At 66.6% G+C, this 19,513-nt stretch carries 14 protein-coding genes and 1 riboswitch; of the genes, 7 read left to right on the top strand and 7 right to left on the bottom strand.

From position 1 onward, the window contains the following. Window positions 1–115: 115 nt before the first annotated feature. Complete coding sequence (locus ACUDTM_RS07525; protein ID WP_005418291.1) at window positions 116–526, top strand: VOC family protein; 411 nt, start codon at window positions 116–118, stop codon at window positions 524–526. 93 nt (window positions 527–619) lie between these two features. Here the strand turns inward: ACUDTM_RS07525 and gcvP are convergent, their stop codons facing one another. Further along, a complete protein-coding gene (gene gcvP / locus ACUDTM_RS07520; RefSeq protein ID WP_072168600.1) occupies window positions 620–3,487 on the bottom strand; it encodes an aminomethyl-transferring glycine dehydrogenase in 2,868 nt (955 codons plus the stop codon). A gap of 62 nt (window positions 3,488–3,549) precedes the next feature. Then, window positions 3,550–3,652: riboswitch (glycine riboswitch) on the bottom strand. A 299-nt stretch (window positions 3,653–3,951) separates the two neighbouring features. Here gcvP and ACUDTM_RS07515 point away from each other — a divergent pair. The 3 genes from ACUDTM_RS07515 to ACUDTM_RS07505 all read left to right on the top strand — a co-directional run bounded on the left by ACUDTM_RS07515 (window position 3,952) and on the right by ACUDTM_RS07505 (window position 6,677). After that, window positions 3,952–5,178, top strand: coding sequence for a multidrug effflux MFS transporter (locus ACUDTM_RS07515; protein WP_072168607.1), 1,227 nt, complete (start codon window positions 3,952–3,954; stop codon window positions 5,176–5,178). A 141-nt stretch (window positions 5,179–5,319) separates the two neighbouring features. Then, window positions 5,320–6,216: a siderophore-interacting protein gene (locus ACUDTM_RS07510; protein ID WP_072168601.1), complete on the top strand. Its 897-nt coding sequence runs from the start codon at window positions 5,320–5,322 to the stop codon at window positions 6,214–6,216. 68 nt (window positions 6,217–6,284) lie between these two features. Next, window positions 6,285–6,677 carry a hypothetical protein gene (locus ACUDTM_RS07505; RefSeq protein WP_005418286.1) on the top strand — a complete coding sequence of 131 codons (393 nt, stop codon included), beginning with the start codon at window positions 6,285–6,287 and terminating at the stop codon, window positions 6,675–6,677. Between the two features lie 82 nt (window positions 6,678–6,759). Here ACUDTM_RS07505 and ACUDTM_RS07500 read toward each other — a convergent pair whose 3' ends face one another. The 4 genes from ACUDTM_RS07500 to ACUDTM_RS07485 all read right to left on the bottom strand — a co-directional run bounded on the left by ACUDTM_RS07500 (window position 6,760) and on the right by ACUDTM_RS07485 (window position 13,558). Beyond that, on the bottom strand, window positions 6,760–8,724 hold the full coding sequence (locus ACUDTM_RS07500) for a M2 family metallopeptidase (RefSeq protein ID WP_088496823.1): 1,965 nt from the start codon (window positions 8,722–8,724) through the stop codon (window positions 6,760–6,762). A 603-nt stretch (window positions 8,725–9,327) separates the two neighbouring features. Then, complete coding sequence (locus ACUDTM_RS07495) at window positions 9,328–10,977, bottom strand: phosphoethanolamine transferase (RefSeq protein ID WP_088497634.1); 1,650 nt, start codon at window positions 10,975–10,977, stop codon at window positions 9,328–9,330. Continuing rightward, window positions 10,974–11,741: a phosphatase PAP2 family protein gene (locus tag ACUDTM_RS07490; RefSeq protein ID WP_088497635.1), complete on the bottom strand. Its 768-nt coding sequence runs from the start codon at window positions 11,739–11,741 to the stop codon at window positions 10,974–10,976. The genes ACUDTM_RS07495 and ACUDTM_RS07490 overlap by 4 nt, the downstream gene beginning before the upstream one ends. A gap of 113 nt (window positions 11,742–11,854) precedes the next feature. Next, window positions 11,855–13,558 (bottom strand): ArnT family glycosyltransferase, encoded by a 1,704-nt coding sequence (locus ACUDTM_RS07485; protein WP_227837260.1) that lies wholly within the window; start codon window positions 13,556–13,558, stop codon window positions 11,855–11,857. A 130-nt stretch (window positions 13,559–13,688) separates the two neighbouring features. Between ACUDTM_RS07485 and ACUDTM_RS07480 the strand changes: the two genes are divergently transcribed. From ACUDTM_RS07480 to ACUDTM_RS07470, 3 genes are all read left to right on the top strand, one after another. Then, complete coding sequence (locus ACUDTM_RS07480) at window positions 13,689–14,402, top strand: response regulator transcription factor (RefSeq protein ID WP_072169171.1); 714 nt, start codon at window positions 13,689–13,691, stop codon at window positions 14,400–14,402. Then, a complete protein-coding gene (locus ACUDTM_RS07475; RefSeq protein ID WP_088497636.1) occupies window positions 14,389–15,675 on the top strand; it encodes a sensor histidine kinase in 1,287 nt (428 codons plus the stop codon). Before ACUDTM_RS07480 ends, ACUDTM_RS07475 begins: the two co-directional genes overlap by 14 nt. Before the next feature lie 121 nt (window positions 15,676–15,796). Then, window positions 15,797–17,047, top strand: coding sequence for a DUF819 family protein (locus ACUDTM_RS07470; protein ID WP_072169169.1), 1,251 nt, complete (start codon window positions 15,797–15,799; stop codon window positions 17,045–17,047). Window positions 17,048–17,164: 117 nt separating this feature from the next. On the opposite strand, the gene ACUDTM_RS07465 is transcribed toward ACUDTM_RS07470, so the two are convergent. Together ACUDTM_RS07465 and ACUDTM_RS07460 are read right to left on the bottom strand one after the other, a co-directional pair. After that, entirely contained in the window at window positions 17,165–17,389 is a 225-nt protein-coding gene (locus tag ACUDTM_RS07465) for a YbdD/YjiX family protein (protein ID WP_005410613.1), read from the bottom strand. Then, entirely contained in the window at window positions 17,389–19,470 is a 2,082-nt protein-coding gene (locus ACUDTM_RS07460; RefSeq protein WP_005418274.1) for a carbon starvation CstA family protein, read from the bottom strand. The genes ACUDTM_RS07465 and ACUDTM_RS07460 overlap by 1 nt, the downstream gene beginning before the upstream one ends. Between the last annotated feature and the right edge of the window lie 43 nt (window positions 19,471–19,513).

Genomic DNA, 19,513 nt, shown 5'->3' with positions numbered 1-19,513 from the left:
GCTGCTGTTCGCGTAGTCGCCAGCCGAGCGCGGGCTCGGCTCTACAGCCGGCATACATCCGCCGTGCCATCCTGATCGTGTGGGCCGCCAGCGGCCCGTCGACCAGGAGTACCGCATGCTGCGCAGCCGTCCCTTCCTGATGTTCACCGGCCAGGCCGAGGCCGCGCTGGCCCTGTACGCCGAAGCCTTTGCCGATTTCCGCCTGCTGGCCCTGCAACGCCACCCCGAGGGGGCCGGCGCCGGCGTACCCGGACAGGTCCGCCAGGCCATCTTCCTGCTCGGTGGCACCCATTACCTGTGCTTCGACAGCCTGGATGTGCACGACTTCACCTTCAGCCCGTCGATCTCGCTGTTCGTCGAGTGTTCCGGTGCCGAGCAGTTCGAGCGTGCGGCACGCGTGCTGGGCGAGGGCGGCCATTGGTTGATGCCGGTGGGTGATTACGACTTCAGCAACCGCTATGGCTGGGTGCAGGACCGCTTCGGCGTATCGTGGCAGTTGAGCCTGGGACAGATGCCGGACCCGTGATCGGGTAACTGTGGGTGTGGACCCTGGTTCACACGCCCTCATGAAAACGGCCCGCTTGCGCGGGCCGTTTTTCTTTATCGATGCAGTGAGGAATCAAGCCTCGACTTCATCATCCTTGTAGGCATCGACCGGGATGCAGGCGCACATCACGTTCTTGTCACCGTACACGTTGTCGACGCGTGCCACCGGCGGCCAGTACTTGCTCTGCTTCAGGCTGGCCAGCGGGAAGGCGGCCAGTTCGCGCGGGTAGGCGTGGGTCCACTCGCTGGCGGTCACCGCGGTGGCGGTGTGCGGCGCGTTCTTCAGCGGGTTGTCCTCGCGGTCCAGGCGGCCGTCTTCGATCGCGCTGATTTCCTCTCGGATCTGGATCATCGCGTTGATGAAGCGATCCAGCTCGTGCAGCGACTCGCTCTCGGTCGGTTCGACCATCAGCGTGCCCGCGACCGGGAAGCTCAGGGTCGGGGCGTGGAAGCCGAAGTCGATCAGGCGCTTGGCGACGTCCTCGGCGCCGATGCCGCTGGTCTTCTCCAGCGGGCGCACGTCCAGGATGCACTCGTGCGCCACCAGGCCGTTACGGCCGGTGTACAGGGTCTTGAAGTGCGGGGCCAGGCGCTTGGCAATGTAGTTGGCGTTGAGCTGCGCGACCTGGGTGGCCTTGCGCAGGCCTTCGCGGCCCATCATCGCGATGTACATCCAGCTGATCGGCAGGATCGAAGCACTGCCGAAGCTGGCCGCGCTGACCATGCCGACCGGGCCGTTGTCACCCAGCTTGCCCGGCAGGAACGGGGCCAGGTGCTCCTTGACCGCGCATGGGCCCACGCCCGGGCCACCACCGCCGTGCGGGATGCAGAAGGTTTTGTGCAGGTTCAGGTGCGAAACGTCCGAACCCCACTTGCCCGGCTTGGCCACGCCGACCAGGGCGTTCATGTTGGCGCCGTCGGTGTACACCTGGCCGCCGTGCTTGTGGATGATCTCGCAGATCTCGACCACCTCTTCCTCGAACACGCCGTGCGTGGACGGGTAGGTCATCATGATCGCGGCCAGGCGGTCGCTGTACTTCTCGGCGTTGAGGCGGATGTCCTCGACGTCGACGTTGCCGTTGGCATCGGTCTTGGTCACCACGACCTTCATGCCGCACATCTGCGCCGAGGCCGGGTTGGTGCCGTGTGCCGAGTCCGGGATCAGGCAGATGTCGCGGTGGCCTTCGCCGCGCGAGCGGTGGTAGGCACGGATCGCCAGCAGGCCGGCGTACTCGCCCTGCGCGCCGGAGTTCGGCTGCAGGCTGACCGCGTCGTAGCCGGTGCATTCGACCAGCATCGCTTCCAGCGTGTCGATCAGTTCCTTGTAGCCCAGCGCCTGGTCGGCCGGCACCAGCGGGTGGATCTGCGAGAACTCCGGCCAGGTCACCGGGATCATCTCGGCGGTGGCGTTGAGCTTCATGGTGCACGAGCCCAGCGGGATCATCGTGCGGTCCATCGCCAGGTCCTTGTCGGCCAGCGAACGCAGGTAGCGCAGCAGTTCGTGCTCGCTGTGGTGGGTGTTGAACACCGGGTGGGTCAGGAACGCGGACTGGCGCAGCAGGCCGGCCGGCAGCGCGTCGGCGGTGCTGGCGTCCAGCGCCTCGACGTCAGCCTGCGCGCCGAACACGGTGGCCAGCGCGACCACGTCGGCGCGGGTGGCGGTCTCGTCCAGGCTGATGCCGACCGAGTCGCTGTCGATCGCGCGCAGGTTGTAACCGGCGGCGCGTGCCTTGGCGTGGATCTCATCGGCATGCACGCCGGTGATGTGCAGGGTGTCGAAGAAGTCGCCACCGACCTGCACGCCGGCGTTGCGCAGTGCCGCAGCCAGGATCGAAGCCAGGCGGTGGGTGCGCCGGGCGATGCGGGTCAGGCCTTCCGGACCGTGGTAGACCGCATACATCGAGGCCATCACCGCCAGCAGCACCTGTGCGGTACAGATGTTCGACGTCGCCTTCTCGCGGCGGATGTGCTGCTCACGGGTCTGCAGGGTCAGGCGATAGGCCGGGTTGCCCTGGGCATCGATGGAGACACCGATCAGGCGGCCCGGCATCGAGCGCTTGTAGGCGTCACGGCAGGCCATGAACGCGGCGTGCGGGCCGCCGAAGCCGAACGGCACGCCGAAACGCTGGCTGTTGCCGACCACGATGTCCGCGCCCCATTCGCCCGGTGCGGCCAGCAGGGTCAGCGCCAGCAGGTCGGTGGCCACGGCCACCAAGCCGCCGCGTGCGTGCACGGCCTCGACCAGGGCCTTGTAATCGCCGATCTGGCCGAAGGTGTCCGGGTACTGCAGCAGCAGGCCGAAGGCTTCCGCTTCCAGTGCTTCGGCGGGGGTGCCGACGCGCAGCACGATGCCCATCGGTTCTGCGCGGGTGCGCAGCAGTTCCAGGGTCTGCGGGTGCACGGCGTCGTGCACGAAGAAGGTGTCCGACTTCGACTTGGCCGAACGCTTGGCCAGGGTCATCGCTTCGGCGGCGGCAGTGGCTTCGTCCAGCAGCGAGGCGTTGGCGATCTCCATGCCGGTGAGGTCGGCGCACAGGGTCTGGAAGTTGATCAGCGCTTCCATGCGGCCCTGCGAGATCTCGGCCTGGTACGGGGTGTAAGCGGTGTACCAGGCCGGGTTTTCCAGGATGTTGCGCAGGATCACGTTCGGGGTGTGGGTACCGTAGTAGCCCTGGCCGATGAAGCTGCGCAGCACGGTGTTCTTGTCGGCGATCGCGCGGATCTTCGCCAGTGCCTGCACTTCGGTCATCGACTCCGGCAGCGCCAGCGGCGCCGGCGACTTGATCTTGGCCGGCACGATGGCATCGGTCATCGCATCCAGCGACGCGTGGCCGACGACGTCGAGCATCTGCGCGATCTCGGCATCGTTGGGGCCGATGTGGCGCTCGACGAACGCATTGTGGTGCTCGAGCTCACGCAGGGAAGGGGTGTTCTGGGACATGGCGAAGGATCCGTCAGGAAAGGGCACACGCACGGGCACAAGCCGCCGGTCGGCGGTCTGCGGGGCGCCCCTCTGTCCTTTTGCCTGAGAGTTTGGAAGCGCGGAAAACCGCAGCTTCGTGCCCCTTCGGCGCCGGATCGAACCGGTCTCTCCAGAGTTCTGTTACGGGTGGTATCGGGCCTGAGCGATTACGGGCGTTGCGCCTTCGGCAGCGGTGTTCCGCTTCTCCCACCGTGTTGCCCGCCGATTATAGCCCGTTGCGGGCCCGCTGGCCGTCTACGGGCCTGGCCGCTGCGCCTGAATGGCCGATGGCCCGGACGTGCGTTTTGTGCATCGCTGCATGGCATCAGGCGCAATCCCCACCTATGATGGCCAGATACCCGAATTCATCTGGCGCCCTCCCTGCAGACAGGGACCGGCGCCCGCCGTGCGTGCCGCGCATGGCCCTGCCGGACGCCTTTCCCATGACCGCCGCTGTTGCTCCCTCCACCCGCCGCATGGCCCTGCTGCTTGCCGGCCTGGCCATGTTCGGCCCGTTCTCGATCGACACCATCTTCCCGGCCTTCCCGCAGCTGGCCCAGCGCCTGGCGGTGGACGAGGTGGCGGTGCAGCAGACCATCAGCGTCTACCTGCTGTTCTACGGCCTGATGAGCCTGGCGCACGGTCCGCTGTCCGACGCCTGGGGCCGCAAGCGGGTGATCCTCGGTGGCCTGGTGGTGTTCGTCGGCGCCTCGGTGGGCTGCGCACTGTCCACCGACCTGACCACGCTGCTGGCGTTCCGTGCGCTGCAGGGCCTGTCGGCGGGTGTCGGCATGATCGTCGGCCGCGCGGTGATCCGCGATCTGTACCACGGCCATGACGCGCAGCGGCTGATGAGCCAGGTGTCCATGCTGTTCGGCATCGCCCCGGCCATCGCGCCGATCATCGGTGGCTGGATCCTGCTCAGTGGCGCGGGGTGGCCGCTGATCTTCTGGTTCCTGGTGGTGTTCGGGCTGGTCCTGCTGGCGGCCACTGCACGCTACCTGCCCGAGACCCATCCCGTCGAAGCGCGCGTGCCGTTGTCGCCGCGCGTGCTGCTGCGTGATTACGTGCGCATCGGTTTCAATCCACGCTTCCTGCGCCTGGCGCTGGCCGGCAGCATCGGCTTTGGTGGAATCTTCCTGTACATCTCCTCGGCGCCGGTGTTCGTGATGCAGCACCTGCACCTGGGCGAGGGCGGTTTCGCCTGGTTGTTCATCCCGACCATCGGCGGCATGACCACCGGCTCATTCCTGTCCGGGCGCATGGCCGGGCACACCACGCCCACCCGCCAGGTCTCCATTGGTTTCGGCCTTTGCGCATTGTCAGTGCTGTTGAACGTTGGCTACGTGGTGCTGTCGCCACAGTTCGTGCTGCCATGGGCGGTACTGCCGATCTTCCTGGGTGGCATGGGCATGGCGCTGATCTTCCCGATCCTGGCGCTGGCGGTGCTGGACATGTACCCGCATCAGCGCGGCCTGGCCTCGTCGCTGCAGGCCTTCGTGCAGCTGATGATCAGCACCGTGGTGGCCGGCGTGGTGTCACCACTGCTGAGCGGCAGCCCGCTGCACCTGGCACTGGGCCAGGCGGCGTTCTTCGGCGCCGGTTTCGTGTTCTGGTACTGGGAACACCAGCGCGAGCGCGCGGCGCAGGCAGCCTGCACGGGTCACTGAGCAGCGCGCAGGGGTAGGGTGGGCCGCGATGCCCGAAACACTTGCGGCAGGGAACGGCCGGACTAGGCTGGGCATTCCAGCCAGCCGGTGCGTGGGTGCACGACAGCCAGCCGACCCAATGTCGTTGCATGAGGTTTCGCCATGGCTGCGCAGCAGACCTACCGCCTGTTCGAGGTGGCGCTGAAGGAGCGCCGCGTTCTTTCCCCTTCCCTGGACCGCATGGTGTTCACCGGCGCCGACGTGGCGCGGATGAAGACCGAAGGCCCGGACCAGCGCATCAAGGTATTCTTCCCCTTGCCCGGGCAGGACCTGCCACAGGTGCCCAGCGGCGAGGACTGGTATCCCCGCTACCGGGCGCTGCCGGACGATCAGCGCCCGCCGATGCGCACCTATACCATCCGCCAGCTGCGTGCAGAGCTGGGCGAAGTCGATGTTGATTTCGTGCTGCATGGCGAGACCGGGCCGGCCTCGCGCTGGGCCATCCATGCACGCCCCGGCGACCGTGTGGTGTTGCTGGCTCCCGATGCCGACTGTGCCGACAGCAGCGAAGGTTGGGAATGGAAGCCGCCGGCCGGCGTCGGCCAGGTGCTGCTGGTGGCCGATGAAACCGCGTTACCGGCGGTGGCCGGCATTCTTGAGGAACTGGCGGCCATGGTGGATCCGCCGCGTACGCTGGCGCTGCTGGAAGTGGCGCAGGCCGGCGACGCGGTGCCGCTGAAGGCACCGGCTTCCGCCGAGCTGGTCTGGCTGCCGCGCGGGCGCGCGGCGTACGGGGCGCCTCTGTTGCAGGCGGTGCAGGCGCGGCTGGCAGCGGCCTCGGGCGTGGCTGCCGGCGATGCGCCGGAGGAGATCGACGTCGATACGCAGATCCTCTGGGAACAGGCCGATACCCGCGTGGTCGGGCCGCTGTATGCCTGGGTGGCAGGCGAGGCAGCGGCGGTGATGGCGATCCGTCGTCATCTGGTCCGCGACTGCGGGCTGGATCGCCGCGCGATCAGCTTCATGGGCTACTGGCGGCACGGCAAAGTGCTGGATTGAGGGGGTGTGAAGCGGCGTGGCGGGTGGGGTGCGCTATCCTTGCGCCCCCCTCGCAGCGGTATTGCACCATGTCCACCAGCTCCAAGACCCGCCGCGACCAGCGCCGTCGCCAGGAAAAGCAGGCCGCCAACAAGGCCGCTGCCCAGGCCTCGCCGGTGGAGCCGCATGCCGAACTGCGCGACGCGCAGCGCACCCTGCTGGCCGGTGTCGTGCGCCGCGACGGCGAATGGGTGCTGGGCATGGACGGCCGTATCGCCGGCCACAGTGACTCCGCCGCACAGGTACTGGCGCTGATCATGCAGGCCGGTGAACTGCACGAGCGCAACGGCACGCCGGTGCGCCTGATGTACTCCGATGCGCTGCGCGACGCCGCGCACGCCGAAGCGAAAGAGAAGGGCCAGACCTTCGAGGAATTCAAGGCGGAACTGGCCGCGGCGATGGCGGCGAAGAAGGACAGCTGATCGCGCCGAATCTGTAGAGCCGAGCATGGCTCGGCTCTACAACACGGAGAAGGGGCGGATCCTTGCGGATCCGCCCCTTTTCTCATTTCGCCGCCGGGGCCGCGTTGGCCTGCCAGCCACACATCTGGCCTTCGTTCTGCTGCTTCAGCCACTCGTTGACCGGAGTGAAGTACTCGATCATCGGGCCGGCATCGAGCTTGTCGGTGCCGGTCAGCTCCTTCAGCGTGGCCTGCCACGGCTGGCTGGCACCCTTGCTCAGCATCGCCCAGTATTTCTGGCCGGCTTCCTTGTTGCCGTAGAAGGTGCACTCGTGCAGCGGGCCCTTGTAGCCGGCTGCATCGCACAGGCCCTTGTAGAACTGGAACTGCAGGATGCGGGCCAGGAAGTAGCGGGTGTAGGGGGTGTTGCCCGGCACGTGGTACTTCGCGCCCGGATCGAAGAATTCCTCGCCACGGGGGCTGGCCGGGGCCACGCCCTGGTACTTGGCCTTCAGGTCCCACCACGCCTTGTTGTAGTTGTCGGCGGTGATCGAACCATCGAACACGCCCCAGCGCCAGCGGTCGATCATCAGCCCGAACGGCAGGAACGACACGCCCGACAGCGCCATGCGCATCTGGTTGTTGATGACCGCTTCGCGGCTCTCGGTCGGTGCATCGACCAGGCCGATCGAGCTGAGGTACTTGGGCGTCATCGCCAGCACGATGGTGTCGCCGATCGCCTCATGGAAGCCATCGTTGGCACCGCCCTGGAACAGCGGTGGCAGCGGGTTGTAGGCCAGGTCGTAATAGATATGGCCCAGCTCGTGGTAGATGGTGGTGAAGTTCTCTTCGTTCGGCTTGATGCACATCTTGGTGCGCACATCGCCTTCCATGTTCATGTCCCAGGCGCTGGCGTGGCAGACCACATCGCGGTCGTCGGGCTTGATGAACTGGGTGCGTTCCCAGTACGACTGCGGCAGCGACGGCATGCCCAGCGACACATAGAAGTCCTGTGCGCGTTCGGTCATCTGCTTGGCGGTACGCAGTTCGGCTTCGCGCTGGGCCTTGTACTGGGCCGCCACGTTGGCGTCCTTGCCGGCCTTGGCCAGCGCCGCGCTCAGGTTGGCCTGGTACTGCTTTTCCAGTGCAGCGGTGATGTCCAGGCTGCCGGCACCCGGGTACGGTTCCAGCTGGTCCCACAGGTTCGACCAGTCCTGCTGCCACATGTTGCCCAGCAGGTGCGCGGCAATCAGGCCGTTGCCCACTTCGGCCTTGTCCTTGCCGTAGGTCTTGTCCAGCTTGCCGCGTGCATAGCAGTGCAGCTGCTCGTACATCGGCTTGACCTGTTCCCAGAGCCGGTCGGTTTCCGGGCCGATCTGCTCCGGCGGCATGTCGTAGCCGCTGCGCCACATCTGGCCGGCGTCGGCAAAGCCCATGCCCTTGGCGCCTTCGTTCACCAGGCCGACGAACTTCTGGTAGTCGCCGCGCATGCTCTTGGTGGTGCTGTGCCAGCCCTGCCAGGCGTCGAGCTGCTTGTCATAGTCGCGGCTGCGCGCCAGCACCTGTTCCAGCTCGCCCAGCTGGCGGCAGGAGTTCGGATCATTGGCATCGGTGCAGTACTTGCCGGCACCGTAGCTGCCTTCCATGCGCGTGGCGATCTGGGTCAGCTCGGCCAGCTTGGCCGGGTCGCGCGGTGCAGGCATCGAGGACATCAGCTTCAGCAGGTGGATCGCGCGCTTGCTGTCCTCGCTCATCGGCTTGCCGTCGAACTTGGCGGCCTGTTCGATCCAGCTGTTGAGCTGCGTCAGCGAACGCTCGTTGGCCTTGGCCGCAATGCGTTCCGAATCACCGTTGATGTAGGTGGAGGACAGCCACTGCGCCGAGGTCATCTCCGGGTAAGCGGCCTTGAATTCGGCATTGATGCGGGCCACGAACTGGTCGGCGGTTTCACCGGCCGGAGCGCTGCTGCTGGCGGTATCGGTGCCTGGGGCAGCTTCCTTCTTGCAGGCGGCCAGGGCCAGCGTGGCGGCGGCGATTGCCGAGGCCAGCAGGAGATGACGGTGTTTCACGGGCGGTCCTTGGGTGGTGAACGACGGCCGAAGGCTAGTGGGCCGTCGCTGCCACCGCAAGTGGCGGAAGTCGGCCGGGCGGCGCCCGGCACCCGCAGAGGCCAGAGCACAAGCAACAGCAACCGCCGAAGCAACCGCAACAGCGGGGTATCCGTGGGATGGCGCGGCGGTGTGGGCTTGCAGGACACGCTGTAAACCCATCCATGGGGGCTCGATGGCGCCATCCATGGCGCCAACGGTCCTGCAAGCCCACACCGCCCCACGTCTGACAGATCGTGGCGGCTGTTGGTAGGTGTCGACCTTGGTCGACACATCTGTCAGGTATCGACAATCAAAATGGGGTCAGATCCGTTTTCTTCCGGAAAACGGATCTGACCCCAAGATCGTTCCAACAGATCGCGGAAAACTGTCGAAGGCGGGGTGGGGCCGGTTGCGGGGGCGTGAGCCGCATGGATGCGGCGACCGAGCTTACATGGACGTACTTGCAGCGTCCCCCGCAACCGGACCCACCCCGCCACCCCTCAGGAAACCCGCTTCTGCTGTTGCTTCGGCCGTTGCCGTTGCCCCTGCAGGTGCAGGGCTGCAAGCCCTGCCAAACACCCCTCAACCTTCGCAGTTGGCGAACACGTCGCGGTCGCGCTCGTACAGCGCCGTCTTAACCTGCATCAGGCCCAGCACCGACGGGAACAGGTTGTCGTGGTCTGTATAGGCCGCCGAACGCTTGCGCACGCACTGCAGGTCCAACCCACGGCTGCTGGCGAAGCCCGGCGAGAACCACATCGTCATCGGTACGCGGGTCTGCTCGGCCGGTGCGATCGCATACGGCACGCCATGCAGGAACAGGCCCTTCTCGCCCAGCGATTCACCATGGTCGGACAGGTAGATCATCGCCGTGTCGTAGTCCTGCATGCCCTGCAGCGTGCCGATGGTCTTGGTCAGGAAGTGATCGGTGTACAGCACGGCGTTGTCATAGCTGTTGGTGATCTCGTCGCGCGAGCAGCGGCCGATGTCACGGGTGTCGCAGGTCGGGGTGAAGCGGCGGAACGCGGGCGGATAGCGCTCGAAATAGGCCGGGCCGTGGTTGCCCAGCTGGTGCAGCACCACGACCCGGTCGCCGGGCTTGGCCCGCACCTGGGTGGCCAGGTCCTGCAGCAGGATCTCGTCCATGCAGCGGCCATCGGCGCACAGGCCGGGTGTGGTGGCGTCGGACAATGACTGGAAGTCCAGGCCCTCGCACACGCCCTTGCAGCCGGACTGGTTGTCACGCCACAGCGGCGCGATGCCGGCGCGGTTCAGTACGTGCAGCAGCGACTGGTGCGCACGGATCTTCTTCTCGTCGTAGTCGTGGCGGCCCCACGGCGAGAACAGGCACGGCAGCGAGACCTCCGTGCTGGTGCCGCACGAATGCATGTCCGGGAAATTGATCACGCTGGCCTGCGCCAGTTCCGGAGTGGTGTTGCGGCCACCGTTGAGGCCCCAGTTCTGCGCACGCACGGTCTCGCCCATGACGATCACCAGCAGGCGCGGCTTGCTGGCCGGCGCTCGCGGAGTGGCCTTGGCGTCGGTGCCGATCGGCAGCTTCGGTGCGCGCTGCACCGGGTTGTCGCCACGCAGCGCACGCGGCATGCCCAGCAGCACGTTGGCCGGGGTGGCGAGGTAACGCACTTCGCGCTGGTTGCGCATCAGTGCTGAAACATCCTGGAACGAGATCAACGCGCCGCCGACGGCGGTTACCGCGGCCACCAGCAGGAAGCCCAGCCGCCACAGCAGGGTGCGGCCCCAGCTGCGGCGACGCAGCTGCACGCGCCACAACACCGCCATCGGCAACACGGCCAGCAACAGTACCGGCCACAGCAGCGACACGGTCATCAGCTCGCGGCTTTCCTTGGGGTCCGTCGCCAGCACGTTGCGCAGCATGTCCGCATCCAGGTAGATGTGGTAGCGACTCATGTAGTGCGCGGCGAATGCGGTCACCAGCAGCAACAGGCTGATCACCACCTTGGCGTTCCAGCGCCAGACCAGGATGCCCAGCAGCACGCCGTGAGCACCCAGCAGCAACAGCAGCAGCGAAAGCGCGTAGCGCAGGCTGCCTGGATGGCTGGCCATCGCGCTGTGCCAGAACAGGCCATTGCCGGCCACCGCGAAGAACAGGCTGGTCAGCGCGATCAGCGCTTCGGTGGACAGCTGCGGCCGCCAGTGGCGCAGACCCGCAAGGGCGGGGAGGCGGGCGGGCCGTTGGACCGATGCGCTCATGCGTTTGCCTCCTGGCGGTTGGCATGGTTCAGTTGACGGTGTGTCAGGACGCGCTTGGCGATCAGATAGAGGCCGAGCGAAAGCAGCCAGCAGATCAATGCAGTGGCGACGTCATGCGAAAGGAAATGCGCACCGCGCAGCTGCTGGCCGATGCCGAACACCAAACCGGCGCCGAGGCCGATCCACAACCCGGCCCAGCGCCACGACGGGCGCCATAGGAGGGCGAAATAGTACAGGCACAGCCAGGCGTAGCCGGCACTGGCGTGCCCGGCCGGGAAGCAGGCCTGCGCGGCCATGCCAGCGGGGCGTGCGGTGAAAAGCCCGATAAATGGCTGGTGGCCGCCGTAGCGCAGCAAGTCCCAAGGGCATTCCATCGGCACCAGTGACTTCAGCAGGGAGATCACGCCGGTGCCCAGCGCCAGGGCAAGTACGACATAAAGCAGCGCCCACCGCAGGGTGTGATCGCGTCCTTTACGCCAGTGGTGGAAGCACAGCAGGATCGCGACCAAGGCCGCTGACGTGCTCAGCCATTTGCCGGCCTTGTGCACCACCGTGCGGGTGATCCAGGCGTCCTGTAGCACCCATCGGCTGCCCTCAAGGCGGAACAGGTGATCGGCCACCCACTGGTCGCCGCCGAACCCCATCAGCAGCGCAAACACGGGCAGACCGATTGCGACAGGCAGCCAAAAGTGAGTTACGGCGAATCTTGACGCCAGTGGCGATGTCGCAAGCGGCGCGATCGAATCAAGGGGACGAACGGGCATGCTGAGGGAAGGCGGGTTCGGGAATCCGCAGCCATGCTCGTCACCTGCATGTCGGAGAAGGGTCGGACGCTCGTTCGCGCCGAGTTAATGATTTCCCCGGCACGAGTCAACGTTCAGTCTTCTTCGGCGGTCGAGCCGGCCCGTTCGGCGTGGCATTGCGGGTCCCAGGCCGTACCGGGAAGCAGTTGCCAACGATTCCTGTTGGCCATGCCGATGTCGATCACCTTGGCCCGGTCTACGCAGGGACTCATCGCCTCGTCCAGCACCAGCAACCAGCGCTTGTCCGGCGCTTCGGCGAGCCAGGGGCCGGCATCGTGCCATTGCTCGGCCCAGGGCCGCTTGAAGCCGAACTCGCGTACCGGGCGGTCAGCCTGCAGCAGGTTCTGCTCGCGCCAGGCGACCAGCGCCAATTCGGCGTCCGGACCGATCCGCGCGCCGACGCGGCGCATCAGCGCCGATGCCGATGCGTAGGGATCCAGTGCCGGGATCAGCACCAGGCCGTAGAGCATCCACAGCATGCCGTGGGTCAGCAGCACCAGGGTCGTGGCGCGGCGCACCCGCAACCAGACGGCCAACGTGGCCAGCGCGATGGCGAAGGTCAGCAGGCCATCACCCAGCACCGGCAGCAGCGTATCGGGCATGGCCCGGCGCTCCAGTTGCGCCAAGGCCCACGGGTGCTCGGTCATCAGCATCACGCCGAGCACGCCGGTGGCCAGCATCAGCACCACGCTGTAGCCGAACAGATACCGGCGCACGCACAGCCGGCGCAGCAAGCCCGGCAACAACGGCGCAACCGCCAGTGCCATCGCAGGCAGCATCGGCAGCACATAGACCTCGCGCTTGCCCGGGCTGGCGCTGAAGAACACCAGCACCAGCAGCGCCCAACCCAGCAGCAGCCACTGCCGGCGGTCGCCCCGGCGGATGCGGCGCCACCACGGCTTGAACAGCAGCGGCAGCAGCAGGCTGCCCGGCAGCCACAGGGTCAGGATCACCTGCAGGTAGTACCAGGCCGGTTGGCGATGGTGCCAGGCGTTGGCATAGCGGGTACCGGTCTGCTTGAACAACAGCTCATGCGCGTAGGCCTGCAGTTCGGCGCTGGGCGTGTGCAGCAGGGCCCAGCCCAGCGGCGCAAGCCACACCGACACGCCCAGCAGGAAGGCCGGGATCAGCCACAGCAGCGTTGCCGGGTGGGGGCCGTCAACGCTGCGCCCGCGGCGACGCTGGTACAGCCACCAGCCGAACCACGGCAGGACCATCAGCAGCGGCAGGAAACCCACGCCTTTGGTCACCGTGCCGAGGCCAGCGGCGAACCCCGCCAGCCACAAGGCAGCCAGGTTGCGGCGTTCGCACAGGTGGCGCATCAAGCCCCACAGGGCCACCGTGGTCATGCCGACCAGCACCATGTCGATCTGCGCGCGCTTGGCCATCAGGCCAAACTGCAGGGTGCAGAACAGCGCCGCCAGGGCGTACAGGGAATGCCGCGGTGACCACAGTCGGCGTGCCAGATCCGACACCAACCACAGGCTGAGCAGGGCGCCCAGCAGCGATGGCAGCAGGAACGACCACTGCCAGCTGCCGACGATCTCGTAGGCCGCCGCCTGCAGCCACATGAAGACCGGTGGCTTCTCCGCATACAGCTCCACGCCCCGGTGCGGCAGCAGCCATTGCCCACTCTCGACCATGGTGCGGGCCGCCAGCACGAAGCGCGGCTCGTCCGGTGGCTGCGGCTGCCGAAGGCCGATCCCCGCTGCCAGCGCAGCAACGATCAACAGCCACAACAGGGGCAGGCGCCAACGGCGGGGCAGGACTACGGGCACGGCAGGCTCCGGGAGCAAAACGGCCATTCTGAGGTGGCGGGGGTTGGAAAAGCGTCAGAGGAGGCCGGGGCGACCGCATTCCGACATGGGCAGCGCTACCATGGTACGAAGTTCCGTGGATGTTTCGTGCATGCGTCTGTTGGTGATCGAGGACAACCGCCAGCTGGTGGCCAACCTGTTCGACTACTTCGAGTCGCGCGGGCACGTGCTCGACGTGGCCCCGGACGGCATCACCGGCCTGCACCTGGCCGGCAGCCATCCCTACGACGCGGTGATCCTGGACTGGATGCTGCCGCGCATGGAGGGGCCGGAGGTGCTGCGTCGCCTGCGCGCCGAGCAGGCTTCGGAGGTGCCGGTGATCATGCTGACCGCGCGCGACGAACTGCCGGACAAGATCACCGGCTTCCGCGCGGGTGCCGACGATTACCTGACCAAGCCGTTCGCCCTGCCCGAGCTGGAAGTTCGGCTGGAGGCGCTGCTGCTGCGTGCGCAGGGCCGGAACCCGCGCAAGCGCCTGCAGGTGGGCGACCTGGTGCTGGACCTGGCGACCCTCGAAGCCCAGCGGGGTGGTCAGGTGCTCCACCTCTACCCGGCCTGCCGGAAGCTGCTGGAGGTGCTGATGCGCGCCAGCCCCGGTGCGGTCACCCGCCAACAGCTGGAGTTCGCCCTGTGGGGCGACGAGCCACCGGATGGTGACCTGCTGCGCTCGCATGTCTATGAGCTGCGCCGCAGCGTCGATGGTCCGTTTGCCGACAAGCTGATCCACACCCTGCCGCGGGTTGGTTACCGCCTTGCGGTGACCGCGGCCGCCGATGCAGGCAAGGATGATGATGAAGGCGCGTAGGCCGGGCCCGCTGTACCGGCGCGTGGTGTGGTGGTTGCTGGGCTACCTGGCCCTGCTGTCGATCGCTGTGTTCAGCGTCGGCAACTACGTGCACGAACACGCCGAACATGCCGCCTGGCGTGCGCTGCTCAACTCCGAACTGGACAGCATCGTCGAGCACGTCGAGCATGAACCGCACTATCGCTGGCAGGATTCGGACACGCTCAGCCTGTACCGCTTCGATGCAGTCAACCTGCCTGACAGCCTGCGTACGCTGCATCCGGGCCTTCACGACGGCGTGATGATCAAAGGCCGGGAGACGGCGGTGATGGTGCGCGAGACCCGGTCGATGGGACGGGTCGCGCTGGCGCTGGACATCTCCGACTTCCATGACCTGGAGCAGTTCGCCACGCGCTGGGTGATGCTGGCCGGGGTGATCATGATCTTCGTCACCGTGCTGATGGCGTCCTTCGGCATGGAACGCATGGTGCGCCCGTTGAGCCTGCTGGCCCAGCACATCGGCGCATTGCGGCCGGGCGTTCAGGGCCAGCGCATCGAGGTCGACCCGCGCGGCAGTTCCGAGCTGCACACCATCGCCGATGCGCTGAACGACTACCTGGACCGCAACGAGCAGTTCGTCGAGCGTGAGCGGGTCTTCATCAGTACCGCCAGCCACGAACTGCGCACGCCGATCGCAGTGATGACCGGTGCAGCCGAGCTGGCGCTGGAGCAACCGGGCCTGCCCGAACGTGCCCGCCAACAGATGCAGCGGGTCCTGCGCACGGCACAGAGCGTGGAGCAGCTGATCGAGCTGCTGCTGGTGCTGGCGCGTGATCCTGCGCGCCTGGCCGCGCGTGCCGAGCGCATCGCACTGGACCAGCTGCTGCCGGAGATCGTCGACGACCATCGCCACCTGCTCGGCGACAAGGACCTGAGCATCGGCATCCAGGCTGCGCCGGTGGATATCGTCGCGCCGCTGGCGGTGGTGCAGGCGGCGATCGGCAACCTGCTGCGCAATGCCATCGAAAACAGCGGCCGCGGCCATATCGAGCTGCAGCTGAGTTCGTCGGCGGTACTGACCCTGCAGGACCCCGGGCATGGGATGAGCCCGGAGGAGATCGCGGCGATCCACGCGCGCATGGCCCGCGGCGAGCGTGCCGATCGAGGCAGTGGCATCGGCCTGGACCTGATCGCGCGGCTGTGCGAGCACCTGGGCTGGACGCTGCAGTTGCAGCCCCGCCAACCGCGCGGGACGCGTGTCACCCTGGACTTCGGCGCTTCGCGCCCCGCTTGATCGGACGGCCGACCTGCTCCGCGCTGCGGCATGACCCGACGTGAAGACAATGTTAATCTCGACCTGCGCCGCTTCATGCGGCGCTTTTTTTTCCCCGCTCCTTCGATCGACAGAGGATCCCATGCCGACCGAACCCGCTACTGCCCTGATCAGCAACGATATCGTTGGACTGGGCCTGATTGCCGCCACCCTGGCCCTGATCTTCTGGGCCGCCAGTGGTCCGACCCCGCTGTTGAAGAAGATCTTCGCCTGGGTGCCGGCACTGCTGCTGTGCTACTTCATCCCCGCCATCTACAACACCGCCGGTGTCATCGATGGCCACAACACCTCGCTGTACAACCCGGTCGCGCGTGACGTGCTGCTGCCGGCCGCGCTGGTCCTGCTGACGCTGTCGATCGACCTCAAGGGCGTCATCAAGCTGGGGCCGAAGCTGTTGCTTGTGTTCTGTGCCGGTACCGCTGGCATCATGCTCGGTGCGATCGTCTCCTTCCAGCTGATGAAGCTGATCCATCCGGAAACGGTGGCCGGTGATACCTGGGCCGGCATGGCCGCGCTGGCCGGCAGCTGGATCGGTGGCGGCGCCAACATGGTCGCCATGCGCGAAGTGTTCGGCACCGATGCCACCACCTTCGGGCAGTTCGCCGTGGTCGACGTGGCCTGCGCCAGCCTGTGGATGGCGATCCTGCTGTTCCTGGCCAACCGCGCGCAGCAGATCGACACCCGCAACGGGGCCGATACGCGTGCCATCGACGAGATGAAGGCACGCATCAGCGCCTACGAGGCACAGAACGCGCGCATTCCCAGCATGACCGACCTGATGGTGATCGTCGGCGTGGCACTGGGTGGCGTCGGCCTGGCCCACGCCATCGCCGCACCGCTGTCGGGCTGGTTCAAGGCCAACGTCAGCTGGGCCAGCCAGTTCAGCCTGGACAGCCAGTTCGTGTGGGTGATCCTGCTGTCCACGGCGATGGGCCTGGGCCTGAGCTTCACCCGTGCGCGCCGGCTGGAAGCCGCAGGCGCTTCGCGGTTGGGCACGGTGTTCCTGTACTTCCTGATCGCCTGCATCGGCATGCAGATGAACCTGCTGTCGCTGCTGGATCGGCCTTGGCTGTTCCTGCTCGGCGCGATCTGGATGGCCACGCATGTGCTGGTGCTGTGGGGGGTGGCCAAGCTGCTGCGCGCGCCGTTGTTCTTTTTCGCGATCGGTTCGCAGGGCAACATCGGGGCGGCCGCCTCGGCTCCCGTGGTGGCCGCGGCCTTCCATCCGACGCTGGCGCCTGTGGGGGTGCTGCTGGGGACGGTGGGCTATGCCACCGGTACCGGGTTGGCCTATGTCACCGGCCTGATCCTGAAGTGGATGGCCGGCGCCTGAGTTCTGACCGGACGTTCCTGTTGCGGGTTCGCGGCGTGCGCCGCGAACCCGCTCTGCCCGCGCAGGGCCGAGCACGCGCTCGGCCTTCTTTTGCCTGCGAAAAGACCGTCCCGGCCCTCAACAGCAGCGGCCACCATTGCGTCCGCCGTAGCGCGCTTCCTGGCGCTCGCGGAAGAACGTCTTGTAGTCCATCGGCTCCTGGTCCGGATGCTTTTCCAGCATATGCCGGACGTAGTTGTCGTAATCAGGAATGCCACAGCACAGTCGTGCGGTCTGCACCAGGCGCCGCCAGATGCGGCGGTGCGCCTGGTACTGGCCGGCGGGAACCAGTTGCGTACTCATCACAGATCCACCATTTCATGTGGCTTCAGCGCCACGTAAGGGGTCTCGCGGTCGCTGCGCTGCGGATTGCGGCGTGCCGCCAGGATGGTCTTGATCGAATACACCAGGACTGCGCCCACCACCAGCAGGAACAGCGCGGTCAGGCCGGTATTGACGTAGGCGTTGACCACGATCTGCTTCATCTGCGCCACCGACTTGGCCGGCGCCGTGATCGTGTCGCTGGCGAGTGCGGCCTGGAACTTGTGTGCCTGTGCCAGGAAACCCTGCGCCGGGTTGCTGTCGAAGATCTTGATGAAGCCGGCATAGGTGGTGCAGATCAGCAGCCACACCGCCGGTACCGCAGTGACCCACGCATAGCGGTCGCGCTTCATCTTGAACAGCACTACCGTGCCCAGCATCAGCGCGATACCGGCCAGCATCTGGTTGGAGATGCCGAACAACGGCCACAGGGTCTGGATGCCGCCGAACGGATCGACCACACCGGTGTAGAGCAGGTAGCCCCACAGCGCCACGCAGCCGGCGGTACCGATGATGTTGGCGGTCCACGACTCGGTCTTCTTCAGCGCCGGGACGAAGTTGCCCAGCAGGTCCTGCAGCATGAAGCGTCCGGCACGGGTGCCAGCGTCCACCGCGGTCAGGATGAACAATGCTTCGAACAGGATCGCGAAGTGGTACCAGAACGCCATCATTGCGTCGCTGCCACTGGGGATCGCTTCGTGCAGGATCTGCGCGATGCCCACCGCGAGTGTCGGTGCGCCACCTGCACGATGCAGGATGGTCGGCTCGCCGATCGCCGCCGCGGTCGCGGTCAGCTGCTCCGGCGTGATGGTGAAGCCCCAGGTGTTGGTGATGTAGTGCGCCGCCGACGCCGCATCGGCGCCGATCACCGCCGCCGGGCTGTTCATCGCGAAGTAGATGCCCGGATCGATGATCGAGGCCGCGACCAGCGCCATCACCGCCACGAACGATTCCATCAGCATGCCGCCGTAGCCGATGTAGCGCATGTGCGCTTCATTGGCCAGCAGCTTCGGCGTGGTGCCGGAGGAGATCAGCGCATGGAAACCAGATACCGCACCGCAGGCGATGGTGATGAACAGGAACGGGAACATGCCGCCTTTCCACACCGGGCCGTCGCCACTGGCGGCGAACTGGGTCAGCGCCGGCATCTTCAGTTCCGGCATCACGATCAGGATGCCGACGGCCAGCGCGATGATCGTGCCGATCTTGAGGAAGGTCGACAGGTAGTCGCGCGGGGCCAGCAACAGCCACACCGGCAGCACCGATGCGACGAAGCCGTAGCCGATCAGCATCCAGGTGATCTGGGTGCCGGTGAACGTGAACGCCGGGCCCCACACCGGGTCGGCGGCGACCTTGCCGCCGTACCAGATCGCGGCCAGCAGCAGGATCAGGCCGACCACCGAGATCTCGCCGATCTTGCCGGGGCGGATATAGCGCATGTACACGCCCATCAGGATGGCGATAGGCATCGTCGCGATCACCGTGAACATGCCCCACGGGCTTTCAGCCAGCGCCTTGACCACCACCATCGCCAGCACCGCCAGGATGATGATCATGATCAGGAACGCACCGAACAACGCGATGGTGCCAGGTACCTGGCCCATCTCTTCTCTTACCAGGTCGCCCAGCGAACGGCCGTTGCGACGGCTGGACAGGAACAGCACCATGAAGTCCTGCACCGCACCGGCCAGCACCACGCCCACCACCAGCCACAGCAGTCCAGGCAGGTAGCCCATCTGCGCGGCCAGGACCGGGCCGACCAGCGGGCCGGCGCCGGCGATGGCGGCGAAGTGGTGGCCGAACAATACGTGCTTGTTGGTCGGCACGTAGTCCAGGCCATCGTTGTTGATCACCGCCGGCGTGGCCCGGGTCGGATCCAGCTGCATCACCTTGTTGGCGATGAACAGGCTGTAGAAGCGGTACGCCACCAGGTACAGCGAAACCGCGGCGACGACGATCCACAGCGCATTGATGTGTTCGCCGCGGCGCAGGGCCACGGTGCCCAGACAGAAGGCGCCGAGCAGGGCGAGGACCGCCCAGCCTATTTTGGAAAACCCTTTCATGAGGTGCTCTCTCCCGGAAAGACAGTCAAAGAGTCCCGCGTGC

The sequence above is a fragment of the Stenotrophomonas maltophilia group sp. vghtpe118 genome (genome assembly GCF_052605195.1).
This window is presented reverse-complemented; position numbering and strand designations above follow the sequence as displayed.